At 66.1% G+C, this 17552-nt stretch carries 9 protein-coding genes; 5 read left to right on the top strand and 4 right to left on the bottom strand.

The genetic code is table 11. The annotated features are described in order from the left end of the window. Nucleotides 1–185: hypothetical protein (locus ACFVT2_RS25295; protein WP_390021568.1), on the bottom strand; the 185-nt coding region annotated here is incomplete at its 3' end. 298 nt (nucleotides 186–483) lie between these two features. Between ACFVT2_RS25295 and ACFVT2_RS25290 the strand changes: the two genes are divergently transcribed. The 4 genes from ACFVT2_RS25290 (at nucleotide 484) to ACFVT2_RS25275 (ending at nucleotide 9441) form a co-directional block, all read left to right on the top strand. Further along, the gene (locus tag ACFVT2_RS25290; RefSeq protein WP_390021566.1) at nucleotides 484–2766 is read left to right on the top strand and encodes a LamG-like jellyroll fold domain-containing protein; all 2283 of its coding nucleotides are present in this window, start codon (nucleotides 484–486) and stop codon (nucleotides 2764–2766) included. 125 nt (nucleotides 2767–2891) lie between these two features. Next, nucleotides 2892–5021, top strand: a complete 2130-nt coding sequence (locus ACFVT2_RS25285) for a glycerophosphodiester phosphodiesterase family protein (RefSeq protein WP_390021564.1) — start codon at nucleotides 2892–2894, stop codon at nucleotides 5019–5021. 135 nt (nucleotides 5022–5156) lie between these two features. Beyond that, complete coding sequence (locus tag ACFVT2_RS25280) at nucleotides 5157–9077, top strand: polymorphic toxin-type HINT domain-containing protein (RefSeq protein ID WP_390021562.1); 3921 nt, start codon at nucleotides 5157–5159, stop codon at nucleotides 9075–9077. A 37-nt stretch (nucleotides 9078–9114) separates the two neighbouring features. After that, nucleotides 9115–9441 (top strand): hypothetical protein, encoded by a 327-nt coding sequence (locus tag ACFVT2_RS25275; RefSeq protein ID WP_390021560.1) that lies wholly within the window; start codon nucleotides 9115–9117, stop codon nucleotides 9439–9441. 1003 nt (nucleotides 9442–10444) lie between these two features. Here ACFVT2_RS25275 and ACFVT2_RS25270 read toward each other — a convergent pair. From ACFVT2_RS25270 to ACFVT2_RS25260, 3 genes are all read right to left on the bottom strand, one after another. Continuing rightward, entirely contained in the window at nucleotides 10445–10753 is a 309-nt protein-coding gene (locus ACFVT2_RS25270; protein ID WP_390021559.1) for a hypothetical protein, read from the bottom strand. A 463-nt stretch (nucleotides 10754–11216) separates the two neighbouring features. After that, entirely contained in the window at nucleotides 11217–14039 is a 2823-nt protein-coding gene (locus ACFVT2_RS25265; protein WP_390021558.1) for a SpoIIE family protein phosphatase, read from the bottom strand. Between the two features lie 145 nt (nucleotides 14040–14184). Further along, nucleotides 14185–15153 (bottom strand): cyclase family protein, encoded by a 969-nt coding sequence (locus tag ACFVT2_RS25260; RefSeq protein WP_390021556.1) that lies wholly within the window; start codon nucleotides 15151–15153, stop codon nucleotides 14185–14187. Nucleotides 15154–15575: 422 nt separating this feature from the next. Between ACFVT2_RS25260 and ACFVT2_RS25255 the strand changes: the two genes are divergently transcribed. Then, entirely contained in the window at nucleotides 15576–17213 is a 1638-nt protein-coding gene (locus ACFVT2_RS25255) for an APC family permease (RefSeq protein ID WP_390021555.1), read from the top strand. The last annotated feature ends 339 nt before the right edge of the window (nucleotides 17214–17552 follow it).

The following is a 17552-nucleotide window of genomic DNA, read 5'->3' as shown; positions in this document are numbered from 1 at the left end:
GTCCGTGAGTTCATGTCGCCGCACCATACGACGCACCTGCCCAGCCCAAGCACTGATCCACCAACCCCAGCAAGAGCCATCAGAAACGGCCTAGGGGCAAGGCTGTGCGGGGCGTGGGAGGCGATGAGTTCTGCAGACGTCCTCTTTAACTTCCCTTGACAGATTGTTGAGTCGTAGGCCAGCATGCACGAAATGTGCGCGCCGGAACGTTACGGGTCGCGGTAGGGGGAATAGGCGGTTTGACCGTGATCTGCGCCCAACCGAAGCATGCCCGAAACCTCTTGGTGCGCGGCATGTCTGAATGGTTGGGGGTTACTTATGAGATCGCATGTCAAGTTAAGACGGCCGGTTACCGTGACGTTGGCGGCATCAGTCGCGGTAGCCGTTTGGTGCGGCGGGCCATTGGCCGGCATTGCACAGGCCGCCGGTGAGGGACTGGGGTCCCTCGTAGAGGATTATGCGTACCCGGATCGAGACAAGCTGTTGGCCGAAAAGGGGCTGAAGCTACTCTCTGGAGACGGCAACATCACGCTGGCCGACTGCACCGCAGGCAACGACCTGGTGCAAATACGAAGCCGCGACGCCGGATTGGTGTGCTTCCAGGTCTCCGGCCCAGTGGGCTACCTGTCCATGGAGATCGAGAAGACCTACCTGGCAAAGTCCGAAGACCGTGCCGGCGTGACGGCCACGGTCAGCATCGAAGACGCGGCAACCAAGGAGACGAAGGTCCAGAAGGTCGACCTCGAACCTGGCCAGTGGAAGGCACTGGGCGAAGGGGGCGACCCGAAGCTCACATCCACGCTGCTGGAACTGAGCGTCGGTCAGGGCAAACCGGGAGCGGCCTTGTCGGGTGACGCCGCCCGACCGTGGCTGGCGCGCCTGACGGTGAACGACCCGGGGCACGACGGCGGGCGGAGCTGCAGCGGAGCCCTGGTCGACAGTTCCTGGGTGCTCACCGCGGCCAGTTGCTTCGCCGACGATCCCAGCACCGCAGTGCCAGTGGTGAGCACGACGACGCCCAAGGCCGTGGCGCTTCTCTCCGGACACGCTCCGGTGAATATCAAGTACCTGGTGCCCCGCAGAGACAGGGACATGGTGCTGGCCAGGCTGGCCACCCCGATCACCAACGTCCCCCCGGCCACGCTCGCCGGGAGTGCACTCCCGGACGGAACTGCTCTGAGCACCGCCGGGTACGGTCGCACCGGCACCACATGGGTGCCCTCCGGCCCGCACAATAGCGACGTGACCCAGAGCAGCAACACTGCCACCACCTTGGAGCTGGCAGGTGGCCGCATCTGCAAGGGCGATGCCGGCGGCCCGATCGTCGACGGCAGCGGACGCATCACGGCGGTACAGAGCCGCGCCAGCCACGCCGGCTGCCTGGGGCAGGCAGGAGACGGCACTACAGCAACCGCCGCCCGCATCGACAACATCACGGACTGGCTCGCGAACAATAGCTTCACCGGCACGTCACGGATGACGCTGGATGAGGGTGGGGGTTCGGGGCGTGTGTCGGGTGGTGTGCCGGAGGAGTTTGTTGCGGAGCTGGCCGGTGGTGCTGAGTTGGGTGCTGTGGGCAAGGTTGGTTCGGCGCTGAAGCTGAATGGGACGTCGGCGTATGCGGCGACGGCGGGGCCGGTGGTGGACACTACGAAGTCGTTCTCGGTGTCGGCTTGGGTCAAGCTTGACAGCAAGGACCGCAACCACACCTTCTTGTCGCAGGCCGGTGATCGTGCCAGTGGGTTGCAGCTGTATTACTCCAAGGACCTCGACAAGTGGGTCTTCAACCGCCACGCCAGCGACACCGACAGCACCACGATCGTGCGTGCGGTGAGCAAGGATGTCGCGCAGGCGGGTGTGTGGACGCATCTGACCGGTTCCTACGATGCGGAGAAGCAGAGCCTCTCGCTGTTCGTGAACGGTCAACTTCAGCAGTCGACGGCGTTCACCACTCCCTGGCGGGCCAATGGTGGCTTTCAGATTGGGCGTGTGCGTTACCGCGGTGGTTGGCAGGAGAACATGGCTGGCCTCGTCGATGACGTGCGCCTCGTCCAGTCCGCCGCCACCTCGGCCGATGCCCAGGCCCTCGCTAACGGCCAACTCCCCGCGCAACTTCAAGAACTCGCCACCTTCACCCTGGATGAAAAGTCCGGCAGCGCGCGTGTCAGCGGTGGCAAGGGCGCAGGCTCTGTCGCGACGTTGGCCGGAGACGGTGCCCAACTTGGTGTCGAGGGGAAGTTCGGCACTGCCCTGCACCTCAACGGCACTTCCGGATACGCGGCGACGGCGGGGCCGGTGGTGGACACCACGAAGTCGTTCTCGGTGTCGGCCTGGGTCAAGCTCGACAACAAGGACCGCAACCACACGTTCCTGTCGCAGGCCGGTGACCGCGCCAGCGGATTCCAGCTCTACTACTCCAAGGACCTCGACAAGTGGGTCTTCAACCGCCACGGCGGTGACACCGATACCACCGCCATCGTTCGCTCCATCAGCGTCGATGCCGCGCAGGCCGGTGTGTGGACCGAGCTGACCGGCGTGTACGACGACACCGCCAAGACGATCCAGCTGTTCGTCAACGGCAAAGCCCAAACAGCAGCCGCCTTCACCACACCGTGGCAGGCCCGCAGCGCCCTCCAGATCGGCCGCCTCTTCTACAAAGGCGCCTGGCAGGAACACTTCGCCGGAACCATCGACAACATCCGCCTTTGGGACCGGACCGTCGGGGCCGAGGACATCGCCAACGAAGGCATCCGCGTCAAGAAGTAGCGGCTAACGCACCGCATCCCTCTTCGGGGTCTGTTCCGGCCTGCTCTGTCGGAGCAGACCCCGATCCTCACAAGCGCGAGAGCATTCTCCTGCGCGCTTTCACGTGCATTCAATGAGGATTTGAAATGAAAATGCCGGGCAGGGTCAAGCTGCCGTTGATTTCGATATCGGCGCTGTCAGTGGCCCTCTGGACACTCGCGTCCTGTGGCGTAGTCGGACCTTCGACTGATGCGCAAGCCCTGGGTGTCGATGTCCCTCCGATGGTTGAGAAGGCAAATTTCCCGCTGGACGAGGTTGCGGGAACGGCACGTGTGTCGGGTGGCGTACCAGCAGAGGTTGTCGCGGAGCTGGCCGGCGGTGCCGAGCTGGGAGCTACCGGCAAATCCGCTACAGCTCTAAAACTCAACGGTACCTCTGCCTACGCAGCTACAGCAGGACCCGTGGTGGACACCACCAAATCCTTCTCCGTATCCGTCTGGGCCAAGCTCGACAACAGGGATCGCAACCACACTTTCCTCTCCCAGGCCGGTGACCGCGCCAGCGGATTCCAGCTCTACTATTCCAAGGGCCTCGACAAGTGGGTCTTCAACCGCCACGCCGCTGACACCGACAACACTGCCATCGTTCGCGCGCTGAGCAGGGATGTGGCGCAGGCGGGTGTGTGGACTCACCTGACCGGTTCCTACGACGCCGAAAAGCAGACCATCTCGCTCTTCGTGAACGGCCAACTCCAACAGACGACGGCGTTCACGTCGCCCTGGCGGTCCAATGGGGGCCTCCAGATCGGCCGTGTGCACTACCGCAGCGGTTGGCAAGAGAACATGGCCGGCCTCATCGACGACCTACGCCTCGTTCAATCGGCCGTCACCCCAGCCGACGCCCAAGCCCTCGCCAACGGCCAACTCCCCACGCATCTTCAGGAACTCGCCACCTTCACCCTGGACGAGAAGCCTGAGAGTGCACGTGTGAGCGGCGGTAAGGGCGCAGGCTCGGTCGCGACGTTGGCCGGAGACGGTGTCCAATTAGGCGTTCCGGGGAAGTCCGGCACTGCCCTGCACCTCAACGGCACCTCCGGATACGCGGCGACGGCGACGCCGCTGGTGGACACCACCAGATCCTTCTCGGTCTCGGCTTGGGTCATGCTCGACAACAGGGATCGCAACCACACCTTCTTGTCGCAGGCCGGTGACCGCGCCAGCGGATTCCAGCTCTACTATTCCAAGGACCTCGACAAGTGGGTCTTCAACCGCCACGCCAGCGACACCGACAACACCGCCATCATCCGTTCCATCAGCGTCGATGCCGCGCAGGCCGGTGTGTGGACCGAACTGACAGGTGTGTACGACGACACCGCCAAGACGATCCAGCTGTTCGTCAACGGCAAGGCCCAAACAGCGGCTGCCTTCACCACACCGTGGCAGGCCCGCAGCGCCCTCCAGATCGGCCGTCTCCTCTACAAAGGCGCCTGGCAGGAACACTTCGTCGGAACCATCGACAACATCCGCATTTCTGACCGAAGTTCACCTGCCAAATGCCACCGCAGTGACGTCGTCGGACACCGTGGCGCACCGAAGCTCGCCCCGGAAAACACGATTGCCTCACTCCAGGCGGCGATCGACCGCGGAGCGGACTGGATCGAGACCGATGTCCAGTTCACCAAGGACGGCCAGCCCGTCATCATGCACGACGCGACCGTGGACCGGATGACCAATGGCAAGGGCCGAATCGACCAACTCAGCGCCGAAGAAATCTCCAAGCTCACCGTCATCGGTGGGGGACACGTGCCCACCCTGGAAGAAGTGCTGACGCTGCTCAAGGGCAGGACGACCCGTCTCCTGCTGGAAATCAAGGGAACCCAGACCCCAGCATCCGTTGACCACGCACTCAGACTGGTCTCCGAAGCCGGACTGACCCAGCGCACGATGGCCCAATCATTCGACGAAGACGTGGTGCGCTACGCCGCCGCCTCCCCATACAAGACCAAGATCGCCTTGCTGCGCGACAACCTCGATACGGACCCCGTGGCAACCGCCCGAAAGTTCTCACTCAGCGCGTATGCCGTCAACTTCAAGGGGCTCTCCGTCTCACCTGCAGCAGTCGATCAGCTCAAGTCCGCCGGCGTCGAGGTCTTCGTATGGACGGTCGACCGCGACAGCGATTGGCAAGCCGCCACGACGTGGGGCGTCGACGGCATCATCACCAACCGCGCGGATGAACTCATCCAATGGCGGAACGCCCTGTGCACCACTAAGTAAGCCTCGATAGCTGCCACTTCGACCATGGTCCTCCAGCCGCTGCGGCTGGAATCCAGCGAGCCTCGACTCGCATAGCGGTAAAGGAGAAAGGCATTGTTAACCAGACACAGACGGGTGCCTGGCTGGCGCGGTGTGATGGCATCGTTGATAGCCCTGGGGCTCGTCGCCGGCATGAACGTGCACGCCGTCGCAGCGGAGGAAACACCCGTCTACGACAAGGCAGACGTCCTAGAGGCATGGAAAGCAGGCGGCCCGGGAGTACGCCGGGCAGCCGAGGCCGTTCTGATCGGGTCTGGCGAGGACGTGAGCACGTTCATGTCCCAGGAGCTGCCGGCCCTTGAAGAGGAGGACCTGCGTGTCCAGGTCTCCCAGATCATGGCTATGGGCGGTCCGGGGGTGGGCGAAGCCGCTAACACCGCACTCGACGGGGGCGTCAAAGAGCTACAGGACTTTCTTGACACGACCTACGTCAAAGCCTATGACGATGATCTGCAGGTCCGAGTCGCGCAGATCATGGCAGCAGGTGGCCCCGGGGTGAAGGAAGCGGCGGGCAAGGCCCTCGATGGCTCCGCCGACGACTGGTACAAGTTCATCTCCACGGGACAGTTCAAGTCGCGTGAGGACGACAACCGGGTCCAGGTCTCACAACTGATGGTGGCGGGCGGCCCCAACGTCAAGAAGCTCGCGCAGCAGGCTCTTGACGGCTCCGCTGAGGACCTTCAGGAGTTCCTCGATGATGGCTGGCAGGTGGCTGCTGCACGGGACCAGGAGACGCTCAGCGTCTCTCAGCTGGCCCAGCTCGCCGATAAGGCCCAGAAGCGGGCTACGGAACTGACCGAGAAGGCCAACGAAGAAGCTTCCAAGGCAGAGAAGGCAACAGGCCGGGCCAAACAGGCGGCGGCGGAGGCTGCCGAGGAGGCCAAGCAAGCCGAGTCCTCGGCCGGCAAGGCAGCAGCAGCGGCTCGTCAGGCAGCAGACGCGGCCGACCGTGCCGCTGAGTCAGCACGCACAGCGGTCACGGCGGCCGCAGGGGCCAACAAGGCGGCGCGGGTTGCCGCCAGCGCCGCAGCGCAGGCGGCGTATGCCGCCAGCCGGGCAGGCAGCGCCGCGGCCAAGGCCAGGTCGGCCGCCGCTGCCACAGCCAGCGATGCCTCCCGAGCAAAGGAGGCACGCGAAGCCGCGGTGAAGGCGAGAGACACCGCAGCAGGCGCCAAGAAGGCGGCAGAGGCTGCCGAGCAGGCCGGAATCGCTTCCGACAACGCCGCCAAAGCGGCTGGAGCAGCAGCCAGGGCTGGCGCCAACGCAGCTGCCGCAGCTGCATCGGCAGCCGAAGCCGGACGATGGGCCGGCCGAGCGGGCGGCAAGGCGGCTGAAGCCCAAGCGGCGGCGGCCCGGGCCAAGCGACTCGCAGACCAGGCCACGCGCGCGGCCAACGCCGCGCAGTCGAATGCCAATCGAGCCGCCGAAGCAGCCCGGCAGTCGCGCGACGCTGCCAACGACGCTGCACAGCATGCCGAGGCCGCAGCCGCTGCCGCGGACAAAGCCGCCGACGAAGCGGGCAAGGCAGTAGACGCCGCCAAGGCATCCACCGAAGCAGCGAACGCGGCAACCACGGCCGCCGACAACGCCCAGAAGGCAGCCACCCAAGCCAGGAACGTTGCCAAACTGGCCCGCGACACCGATGCCGAGCGCCTGGCCGAGCAGGAGAACGAGAACATCCTGGCGGCCGAGGAGGCCAAGAACGCCGAAGACTCCCGCATCTCTGCTGCCCAGTGGGAGGCGGGAAGGATCCAACAGCTCAACGCAGACACAAAGAAGCTGTGGCAAGAAGCCACCGAGGCGACCGACCCGAAGGTCACTACCGCCAAGGGCAGGCAGGTCGCAGTCAACCTGCTCAATTCCGGCGGAGCATGGGCGAGTGCCGCGGCCAAGACGGCTCTGACGGGCGTCGACGCCGACGTGTCCGAATTCGTCCACTCGGGGTTGGCCTTGGCCCTGGAACAGGACGACCGTGCCAGCGTGGCACACATCGCCACCACGACCGAGAAACCTGCGCAGCAGCAGGCCGCCCTTGCCGCCATCGACAAGCCGATCGATCAGGTCCGGGATTTCCTCCGCACCCGCACCTACCCCGGCAAGGAGGACGACGACCGCATCGCCGTCGCCCAGATCATGTCTGCCGGCGGTCCGGGAGTGAAAGCCGCGGCCAACAAGGCCCTCGACGGCAACGCGGCCGAACTGCAAAACTTCCTGGAAGTAGGCCAGTTCAAGGCCCGTGAGGATGACGATCGCGTCGCAGTCACCCAGGCCATGACAAAGGGAGGCGCCGAGGTCAAGGCCGCGGCACAAGCGGCGTTGTCCGGGCCAGCCTCTGGACTGCGATTATTCTTGCAGAGCGGTTTGTATAAGGCGCAGCAGCGCGATGCCAACGCCGCTGCCCACACCGCTGAGATCGACATCCTGCTGGCGGCTGCTGACAAGTCAGCAGCGATCGCGCAGAAAGACGCAGCCGAGGCACAGCGCGTCGCTGCATATGCGCGCAAAAAGGCCGAAGAAGCTGTCAAGTGGGCAGATGCTGCAAAAGAGTCTGCCGACCAAGCCTCTAAGGCCGCTGAGCGCGCCAACAACTCAGCCAACCAGGCGGCGGAATCCGCCAACCAGGCAGCGGAATCCGCCAAGAAGGCCAAGAACGCTGCCGCGGCTGCGCGGAAGGATGCCAGAGCGGCAGATCTTTCAGCGCAGCAGGCTGAGCATTCTGCGACCCGCGCATTGGTTTATTCGTCAGAGGCGAGCTTCTCGGCGTATCAGGCGGGACTTTCTGCCGAGGCCGCGGGGAAGGACGCCACGCAGGCAGCGAAGGTGACTACTGAGGCACGGAAAATTGCCGCCGAAAAACTGGCAGCGGAACTAAAAGCTCAGGTAGACAAAGAGATTCGCGAAAGCAATAAAGAGGTATCAGAGAAAGAACGCCGTGCGGCTCTGGAGAAGTTGTTGGTGGAGACGCGCTCCCAACTTATGGCGAAGGGAGAGCTTAAACCTGGCGAGACGGTCCTGGCCTGTGGAACTTACGGCGCTGGGGGCATGGAATGCATTGAGCACACTTACCTTGATCGACTGATCGCATGGTGGGTAGGTGCTGACGAGATCGAAAAATGCCTGAGCACCCCGTCGATGTCGTGTCTCCCTGATCTCGCTATGAGCGCCCTCAAGATGAAGGCGCTGAACAAGCTCGCGAAGCCCTGCCGCAAGAACAGTTTCGTACCGGGAACCAGGGTTCTGATGGCTGACCGTCGAACCAAGCCGATCGAAACCATACGTGTTGGCGACAGGGTAATTGCCACCGACCCGGATTCAGGCCGCACTATGGCTGAGCCTGTTCGGGCGACCATAATCGGCAATGGGGAGAAGGATCTCGTCAGCATCACCGTTGTCGATTCCGATGAAAGATCCAAGGGCACGCTGGTCGCCACAGACCACCACCCCTTCTGGGTGGCAGGCGGCATCAATGCGTGGCTCGATGCCGCGAAACTGAAGCCCGGCATGCGACTGCGGACCGCCGCGGGCGCCTACGTACAGGTCGCCGCAATCCAGGAACGGGCCACACCCCGCCAGCGTGTCCATAACCTGACGGTCGCCGACCTCCATACGTATTATGTACTTGCAGGCAAGACCTCGATCCTCGTTCACAACGTCGATGATGACCCGAAGGTATTCACGAACCGTATCCCGGAAGATAAGCCAGAATGGTTCAAACCGTTTGCCCCCGGGACTACGTTATCGCGATCCGGTAACTACGCGTACGTGGTACTGGAAAGTGGTGAACTCGTCATCGGAAAAAGGACGGCGGGGCATGTAAATATAGCGCGAGGTCGTCCAGTGTTGGCTGCGGGGGAATTTAGAACAAAGGGGGGCGAGGTTGTCTACCTCGATAATAAATCTGGCCACTACAGGCCCTATGGAGAGAATGCGCGGCAGTCGGCCATCGATGCGTTCAATAGAAATGGACTCAATGCTGATGGAAAATATCAAGCCCCGTGGGGGAAGCCCGATTGCTGATCCCGTAGAGGAGTTTCGGGGCATAGTCCGGGATATCTTGGATACTGCCGAGGCAACTTACGGCGTCGAGGATCTGGAATGGCTCCTGGAGCGCGCGCTTTTGGTTCTGCAGCAGAACCCCGAGCTGAGGCCGCAGTTTGAGTCTGAGCTTGTGTCCCTGCTCGATCCAATTGAGGAAGGGGCCATCGAAATCGTGTCGTACACCATGCACGAGTTGCGATGGCCAGCGGTCGAGAGCGCGATCGGGGAAAAGATTTCCGAGCCCGGTGTCGATGTCAGTTACGTGCGGCTCTATGAAGCAATGCTGGACGCTTTCTCCGATTCGTGGCGCGATCGCGATCTTTATGTAAGATTCGATCGATAGGGATCTCGTGGGTCGCTGATCCTGATCTCTAGTCGGTGATGCCTACTGCTTGTTTTCCGGGCAGTGCATCCCTTGCAGTCACGGATTTGCAGCCCCGCCAGATGGCACTTTCACTTGGCGGGGCTGCACGCAGTGTGCCTGCGGATGAGATGAACAGGTGCCCGGCCGTGGCGAAGGTGTCGGACGACAACAGAACGTCAGTGGGTGGCGACGCGAGATGTCAGTGGTCGGCGACATGAGGTGTGTCAGTAGGCGGTGTCGGCTCGGAGAGCACGTCGACGATGTCGTCGCGGGTGACCATGTCGGCGGCGGCCAGGCCTTCGCGGGCCTGGCGCTGGGCGGCGTCTTGCGTGTCGATACCGCCGTCGACCCAGACACGCAGCAGGACCTCCGCTCCGACGGGCTGGATCGGGCCGCGTACGGAGGGGTTGGGGTTCTTCCGTCTGGTGACGGCGTCGGCCTGGTCGGGCCGGAGGATGTCGAGGCGCGGGGCGGCGGTGTACCCGTCCGGCGGGACGTGGCGCAGGACAAGCGCGCCGCCGGCGTCCGGGTTGGTGCGGGCGTAGCCGAGGGCGGCACCGAGGCGGAAGCTGTTCCAGGTGAGCGCGAGGGCGATGCCGTCGGCGGTGAGGGGGGCCGTCGGCGTGGGCGAGTGCGGTGATCAGGGTGAGGGCGTCGCACGCGGCGCCAGGCGGGCGCCGGTCGAGGACTTCGCGGTGGCGGGGCCGCTCGAAGAGGTCGTCCGCGCCGGTCATGAGGTCGGCGGGGTTGAGGTCGAGGCGGCGGGCGAGTTCGAGCAGGACGCGGAGGGGCAGCTCGGGAAGTTCCTCCAGGTCGATCTGGTGCTCGTGGACGCCGAGGAGGTCGGCGACCTGCCAGGCGGTCATGTCAGCGGCGAGCAGGCGCCGTTTGACGACGTGGGAGGGCTGGGCGCTTCCGTACCGGTGCCGTTTGGGGCCCTGCTGTCGCGGGACGCGGCGGCCGAAGGCGGGTTCGCTGCTGGTCACAGGCGGCTGCGGATGTCGTCGCTGAGGGGGGAGAGGTCGCGGCCGCGGTGGTGCATCCATCCGGCCTGTTGGGCGTCGCGCTGGTCCTCATCGCGGTGGCGGCAGTGGGCGCGGTGGAGCCAGGCCGGGTTGAAGCGGATGCGGTAGCAGGTGCGGACGACCGCTTCGCGCAGGCCGGGCTCGGGGCTCTTGTCGCCGGCGCTGTCGGGGTGAACGAACAGCGGGTCGGTGTCGGTTGCGCCCTGCAATCGGCGGTAGGCGAGGTGGGCGGCGACGAGCGGGACGGCGTGGTCGGGCAGGAGCACGGCTCGTCGGATTCGAGGTGAAGGACGTCGAGGGCGGACAGTTCGAACGGACGGTGGCGGTGGCTTCTCCACTTCCACGGCACGGTGAGGAAGCGGGTCTCCTCGGTGGCGTACGGGCTGCCGGTGACCGACAGGCGGATGGTGCTGCCGTCGGGGGCGGTGTTGCCGCAGGTGCTCGGGACCGGCGAGCAGTGTGCCGCGCGGGCGGCTTCCAGTGGTGGGGAGCTGGTGGAGGCCGCGAACCACGGCCGTGGATCTGCTTGTCGGCACCGTCAGGGCCACCGTGGGACTGATGCTGACAGTTTGCTGACTTTGGGGCAGCGCATTTCCCTGTTTACCCGTATTTGATATCGCAGCGAGGTTGCTGGATTGTCAATTTCAACCGGCATGCATCGAGTTACCGGAAGGTGTGCAAATGCTCTAAATTTCCCTAAACTTTAATTGAGAAAATCAAGGACATGGATTACATGTCATCGAGGAACAGTGCGGCGGTGGCGCCGGGGTGGGTGCCGGGCATTTCCAGGGTGCACTCGGCCCAGATGGCCTTGCCGTTGGCGGTGTAGCGGGTGCCCCATGCCTGGGCGAGTTGGGCGACGAGGAACAGGCCGCGGCCGCCCTCGTCGGTGGTGGCCGCGCGGCGCAGGTGCGGGGCGGTGCTGCTGGCGTCGGAGACCTCGCAGGTCAGGGTGCGGTCGTAGAGCAGGCGTACCTGGATGGGGGCGGTGCCGTAGCGGATGGCGTTGGTGACCAGTTCGCTGAGCAGCAGTTCGGCGGCGAAGGAGACCTCCTCCAGTCCCCATGCGGCCAGTTGGTGTGTCACGGCGGCGCGGAGGCGGGAGACCAGGGCCGGGTCCGCGGTCAGTTCCCAGGTGGCGATCCGGTGTGCGTCCAGCGCGTGGGTGCGGGCGACGAGCAGGGCTATGTCGTCGGTGGGGTGTTGGGGGGCCACGGTCCGGAGGATGTCCTGGCAGGTGTCCTCGGGTGGGCGGTTCGGGTGTGCCAGGGCCCGGCGCAGTTGGCCGAGAGCGGTGTCGAGGTCGCGGTGGCGGTCATCGACGAGTCCATCGGTGTAGAGGATCAGCTGGCTGCCTTCGGGGAGGTGGAGTTCGGCGGTTTCGAAGGGGAGGCCGCCCAGGCCCAGAGGCGGTCCGGCCGGCAGGTCGGGGAAGGTGACGGTGCCGTCGGGGTGGACCAGTGCGGGTGGGGGATGGCCGGCCCGGGCCATGACGCACTGCTGCGACGTGGGGTCGTAGACGGCGTACAGGCACGTGGCACCGATGATGCCGGTGTTTCCGGCGGGCCCGGCACCGTCCTCGTCCCGGTCGAGGCGCGCCACGAGGTTGTCGAGGCAGGTGAGGACTTCGTCCGGGGCCAGGTCCAGTTCGGCGAAGTTGCGGGCCGCCGTGCGCAGTCGGCCCATGGTGGCGGCGGCGTGCAGCCCATGGCCGACGACGTCGCCGACGACGAGGGCGACGCGGCTGCTGGACAGTGGAATGACGTCGAACCAGTCCCCGCCGACTCCGGACTCGGCGGGCAGGTACCGGTAGGCGACCTCGATGGCGTTCTGCTCGGGGAAGCTCTGCGGCAGCAGGCTGCGCTGGAGGGCGAGGACCATGCTGTGTTCGCGGGTGTAGCGGCGGGCGTTGTCGATGCAGATGGCGGCGCGGGTGGCGAGTTCCTGGGCCAGTGAACGGTCGTCGTCTCCGAAGGGGGCGGGGTCCCGCGACCGGTAGAAGCTCGCCACGCCCAGGGCGATGCCGCGGGCGATGAGGGGGACGGCGATGAGGGAGTGGACGTTGTGGTCGAGAAGGTGTTGGGCGTGCTCGCGGTCTTGGGCGATCCAGCCCGCGGCGGTCCGCAGGTCGGGTTCGAGCACCGGCCGCCCGCCGGCCAGGCAACGGAGTTGGGGAGTCGTGGGGCGGAGGTCGACCGGCTCACCGGCAGGGTAGAAGGGGCAGTCCTCCCGGTAGCCGTGGAGCACGGTGCGGTAGAGGTCGGTGCGCGGGTCGGTCGGCTCCTCGCCGCGCAGTACCGCTGCGGGAAGGTCGATGGTGACGAAGTCGGCCAGGCGGGGGACGGCCATCTCGGCGAGCTCCTGGGCGGTGCGGCTGACGTCCAGGGTGGTGCCGATGCGGGTACTGGCCTCGGACAGCAACTCCAGGCGGCGCCGGGCCGCCACGGCGTACTTCCCCACGCCGGGCTCGCCGACCAGCACCAACCCGCTGGTCGTCTGAGCGGTGGTGGGTTCGACGGTGCCGGGCGTTCGGGCTGACGTCGCCGCTCGGCCAAGTGCGGCGCCGGGACCGCGCCGGAGCCGCCGGACGGAGATTTCGGGGTCAGGCTGCGCCGGGGTGCCGGGTGGGGTGTCCTGGGCGGTGGGGACAACCACGCGCTGCTGGCGCAGGGAGAGGACGGCTTCGATGGCGAGGCCCGTCACCCCGGAAGTGCTGGTGACCGGGCGGCTCAGCAAGGTCACCCGCCGTCCGCTGGGGAGGGGGACCTCTACGGCCGCCCGCTGGGCCAAGGCGATCAGGTCGGTGGCCTTCTCCTTGAGGATCATCTGGTCCCGCCAGTCCAGTCCGCTCTCGGTGAGTTCGCCCGGCTGACCGTTGCCGGTCGGGGTGCGGCGCCTGGTGTCGAGGTAGGCCCGTAGCAAGGTGCGCTCGCGCGTCGAGCTCTGTTCCAGGAGCCGTCGTTCGATGGCGCCGGCTGCCCTGCGGATCACGGTGTTCAGCGCCGCGTCCACGTCGGTGAGCGGATAGCCGAAGCAGAGGATGCCCTCGATGCGTCCGCTGAGCAGGTCCCGGACGGGGATCGCCGAGCAGGCGTTGGACTGCGAGCGTTCGGCGAAGTGCTCGGCACCGTAGACGTTGATCAGCTGCCGTTCGGCGAGCGCCAGACCGATTCCGTTGGTCCCGCCGAACTCCTCGGCGAAGACGTAGCCCGGGACGCTCTGGATCGCTGCCAGCCGCCTGACCTGGGAGGGTTCGCCGAAACGGCGTTGCAGTACGGCCCCGCGGCCATCGGCGAGGGACACGTTCATGTTCCTGTCCGCGAACATTTCCTGGAGCCGGTCCAGTACGGGCTCGGCTGCTCGGACGAGCCGGCCCTCCAGATCGAGATCAGGGCGGTAGGGGAGTTCGCATCCTTCCGGGGAGAGGCCCAGGGAGAGGGAGCGCTGCCAGGAATTGACGATCGGGCTTCTGACGGTCTCGTCAACCGACTCGCCACGAAGGAACTGGTCACGGGCACGTGCGGGGCCGATGTCAACTCCCACGAGCCCCATCCGAATCACTTCCCTTGCGGTACGTGCCGCGATGGCCGCTCGTGCGGCGGAGCAGTCGCTCGTGCGCCGGAGCAGCCGTACCGTTTGTTCCGATTGTAGGGCTTTGAGGGGGCGGCGGCGCTGGTCACAAGGGGGAGGACGGGCCTCACAGAACCGCGATCGGGGTGACGGGTGAACCCGTGCCCCCCGGGATGTTCAGGGGCGCCACCAGAAGCAGGAAGGCGTAGCGGCCCGCCTCGGCGCAGGCGGTGGAGAGCGCTTCGAGGTCGAGGTTGTCCAGGAGCGGCACTCCCATCGCGGTGATCGCCAGCGCGTGGATCGGGGAGTGCACACCCTCGACCGGCGAGGGCCGTACATCGCTGTCGCCGTCGCCGCCGAGCAGGGCGATCCCGCGTTCGGAGAGCAGGGGCATGGCGTCCACGTGGAAGCCGGCGCTCGCCGCGTCGGGGTTCCAGGCGCCCCGTTCGCGGCGGCGGCGCACGCTGCCGGACCGCAGCAGCACCGCGTCGCCGTCGCCGATCGTCACGCCGAGTGCCCGCTCCGTCGCCACGATGTCCGCGGCGTGCACCGCTCGCGCCGGCTCCAGCCAGGCGCTCCCCGCAACGGCGGGCAGGTCGAGCAGCACGCCCCGGGTCACCAGGGAGCCGAGCGCTGATACGGAGCCGAACCGGGCGCCTCGGGAGTCGATGAGCTCGTGCGCGGGGCGGCCGTCGTAGAGGTGCCCGCGGTAGGCGATGTGGGAGAGCGCGTCCAGGTGGCTGACGGCCTTGCCGTGGTAGTCGACGGCGAGGAAGTCCTTGTGCGTGGAGGGTTCCGGGGCCTCGACGTCACCGAGGTCGGACATGAAGTGCAACGCGGGCTTGCCGTTGTCCGGGCCGGCGGTCGTGTCCCACGGGCGCGCCAGCGGGATGGCCGCGCCGGCCCGGACCAGGGCGGTGGCCCGCCGTACGTGGTCCGGGGTCACCCGGTTCCAGGCGCCGCGGTCGGCGGGTGTCCAGCGGCCCCATGTGCGGAGGGTGGCGAAGACCGCGTCGAACTCTCGGCGGGAGACGGCGGGCCCGTTGTCGGCGCCGGTCGGCGGGGGAGGCGGGGCATTGCTGGGGTTGCCGGTCATCTGCTGCTCAGCGCTCCAGGGTGGAGGGGCCGTTGTCCGGCCTCGCCGGTCCACCTCCCCCAGCATGTCCCCTCCGTACGGTGCCCCGCATGTGAGCGCCGGCGGGCTCGCGGACGGAAAGCGCACGACCCTATGCGCTGGAAAGTAATGCGATTGGCGCGCCATCTCAAAGGTTTCGTCAAATTGAATTCACCGAACTGGTGGGATGAATGGGTCATCGACCGTCTCTTTTTTGGCGTCCGAATCGGCCTGCCGGCCTCAAGTCGCCCTGCCTCGCGCTGTTTTGGCGCAGTGCCGAATCTCTGAGTTCGCTATGAATTTTCCACGGAAAATAACTATTCAGTCACCGGCTATTTGCAGAGCCCTGAAAGCTCCCTACTCTGAGGCAACTTTTCGGCCAGCTGTCTTGAAAGGCCCCCCTCATGGCAAGCGTTGACGAGATCACGCCACTGCAGGCACGCCCACCAGGCTCCCTGCGCAGGGACGTAGGACTGATCGGTCTGATGTGGGCCTCGGTCGGCTCCATCATCGGATCCGGATGGCTGTACGGCGCCCAAAAGGCCGTCGTGGTGGCGGGTCCGGCCGCGATCATCTCCTGGAGCATCGGCGCGGTCGCGATCGTGCTGCTGGCGCTGGTGCACGCCGAGCTCGGTGGCCTCTTCCCGGTGGCCGGCGGTACGGCGCGCTACCCGCACTACGCCTTCGGCGGGCTGGCCGGCATGTCCTTCGGCTGGTTCTCCTGGCTCCAGGCGGCGACGGTGGCCCCCATCGAGGTCGAGGCCATGATCGGCTACGCCGGGCACTGGTCATGGGCCAAGAGCCTCCAGCATGCCAACGGAACCCTCACGACCAGCGGGTTCATCGTCGCGGTCGCCCTCATGGCGATCTTCGTCGCGGTGAACTTCCTGGGCGTGAAGGTGTTGGCCCACACCAACAGTGCGGCCACCTGGTGGAAGATCGCCGTACCCCTCGGGGCGATCTTCGTCATCGCGGCGACCAACTTCCACCCGCACAACTTCACCTCCCACGGCTTCGCCCCGTTCGGCGCCAAGGGCGTGCTCAGCGCCATCAGCACCAGCGGCATCATCTTCGCGCTGCTCGGCTTCGAGCAGGCCATCCAGCTCGCGGGCGAGAGCCGCAACCCCAAGCGTGACCTGCCGCGTGCCACCATCGGGTCGGTCGTGATCGGCGCCGTCATCTACACCCTGCTCCAGGTCGTCTACATCGGCGCACTGCCGCTGGCGTCCTTCGCACACGGGTGGGCCAAGCTGGACTACGCCGGCATCAGCGGCCCGTGGGCCGGCCTGGCCACCGTGGTGGGACTGGGCTGGTTGGGCTGGGTCCTGTACGCGGACGCGATCATCTCACCCGGTGGCACCGGCCTGATCTACACCACCTCGACCTCGCGGATCTCCTACGGCCTGAGCAAGAACGGCTACGCCCCCCGGCTGTTCGAGAAGACCGACGCCCGCGGCGTGCCGTGGTTCGGACTGATCATCTCGTTCGTGACCGGCGTGATCTGCTTCCTGCCCTTCCCGAGCTGGCAGGAGCTGGTCTCCTTCATCACCTCGGCGAGCGTCCTGATGTACGCCGGTGCGCCGCTGGCGTTCGGTGTGTTCCGCGGCCGCCTGCCGCGCCATGAGCGCCCGTACCGCCTGCCCGGCGGCCACGTGATCGCGCCGCTGTCCTTCGCCGTGGCGAGCCTGATCATCTACTGGGCCGGATGGAGCACCCTGGAGCGGCTCGGCTGGGCGATCGTGATCGGCTACGTCCTGCTCGGCAGCTACGCCTTCTACGCCACGAAGAAGCGGCTGCCGAACGCTCCGCGACTGGACTGGAAGGCCGCTCAGTGGCTTCCGGTCTACCTCATCGGCATGGGCGTCATCTCCTGGCAGGGCGGCTTCGGCGGCCAGGGCCACATCCCGCTGTGGTGGGACATGGCGATCGTCACCGTGTTCTCGGTGGGCATCTACTACTGGGCCCTTGCCACCGCCGTCCCGGCCGAGGCGATCGAGCAGAACATCGAGGAGGTCGCGGTCGTGGACGAGGGCGGTCACTGACCACCCACCTCGACCTGAAAGCCAGGAGAGCCGATGGGTCCGGCCGGTCACCCGGCCGGACCCATCGGCTTTCGCCGCCGCACAATCGGGCTGTCGGGCACCGCTTGCGCACCACCGCGTACGCATCACCGCATGCGTGCCACCATGTGCAATTCCGGCCGACGATTGGTCAAATCGCCCTCCCAGCAATGCTTTTCACCCCGTCGCCCGCGCCTACGACACAGGCACATCGACTGCCTGCGCCGACGAACGCACCGAACGCCCGATTCTTTCTGGGAATTGACCGCCGCCCGTGATCGCTCTTCCAAGGCGGAAAAGCCGGGGAAATTTCACGGCACG

It is taken from the genome of Streptomyces sp. NPDC058000, from assembly GCF_042886435.1.
Lineage (GTDB): Bacteria > Actinomycetota > Actinomycetes > Streptomycetales > Streptomycetaceae > Streptomyces.
Note: the sequence above shows the minus strand (reverse complement) of the source record. Positions and strands in the feature narration are given on the sequence as shown.